This window comes from Acidovorax sp. KPB24-03 (genome assembly GCF_057546605.1).
Genome location: NZ_BAAJYR010000713.1, coordinates 1 through 1,145, shown reverse-complemented (window position 1 = coordinate 1,145; position 1,145 = coordinate 1). Strand labels below are relative to the sequence as shown.

Here is a 1,145-nt window from a genome sequence, read left to right as displayed (position 1 = left end):
GACTGAGCAACCGTCTTGGCTGTCAAGCGTTATGCATAGCCGGATCCCATGTGGAGCCATGCTTGGCTATGGCGTTGAGCATGGTCAGTAGCTTGCGCATGCAAGCGACCAGGGCAACCTTCTTGCGCTTGCCCACTGCCAGCAGGCGTTCGTAGCAGGCCTTGAGCGCTGGGTTGTGGCGCACCGCCACAAGGGTGGCCATGTACAGCGTGCGTCGCACATCTGCCCGCCCGCCCCAGATGGAGCGCTGCCCGCGCATCTGGCCGGAGTCTCGGTTCAGGGGAGCTACGCCCACCAGCGCAGCAATGCGGCGCCGGTCGAGTTTGCCCAGCTCTGGCAACTCGGCCAGCAGCACTGCCACGCTGGCTGCGCCAATGCCCGGCACACTGGCCAGCGCCTGGGCCAGCTGCGAGTGGTGTCCTTGCACATGCGTTGCCACCTCGGCCTCGCTGTCGCCAATCTCTTGCTTGAGGAACTCGATGACCCGCTCGATGCTCGGGCGAGCGGCGGCATGGGCCAGCCGCAGGCGCTGTCGCTCGGCAGTCAGCATCTGCACCAACTGGCGCCGGCGCAGCACCAGTGCCTGCAACTGCTGCAGCTCGGCATCGGCCAGCGGCTTGACGAAGCGTTCGCGCTCGGGGTGTTGGTGCAGCACGCGGGCGAAGGCCGCCAGCATGCGCGCGTCCAGCGCATCGGTCTTGGCAAGAGCGCCCATGGCGCGGGCAAAGTCGCGGGCCGTGCGAGGGTTCACCACGGCCACCGCAAGGCCTGCGGCCTGCAGCGCACACGCTGCCTCGAACTCGTAGCCGCCGGTGGCCTCCAGCACCACCAGAGCCGGCGTCAAGGCCGATGCCTGATCGACCAGTTGCTCAATGCCAGCTGCGTCGTTGGCGACCTGCCAGGTCTTGGCCTGGCTGCTGCTGGCCACCTCCAGCGTCTGGCTGGAGACGTCAATACCAATAAAAACAGAGTCGGACACGTCCTCTCGCTCCCATCCTTGTCTATGCGAACTACAAGTTCCTACAACCGTTCGGGCTGCAAGAAAGGACGGTCCAGCTCAGGCGCCCAGTGCTCAGTCACGGGCTTCAAACTTCCCAGAGGCGCTTCGGGCTACCTGAACTGGTCCGAGCGTCAAAGATACAAGG

Annotated in this window: 1 protein-coding gene; it reads right to left on the bottom strand. The window is 65.2% G+C overall.

Going from position 1 to position 1,145, the window contains the following annotated elements:
- Positions 1-22: 22 nt before the first annotated feature.
- Positions 23-979, bottom strand: coding sequence for an IS110 family transposase (locus tag AC27KI_RS25425; RefSeq protein ID WP_487116574.1), 957 nt, complete (start codon positions 977-979; stop codon positions 23-25).
- Positions 980-1,145: the final 166 nt, after the last annotated feature.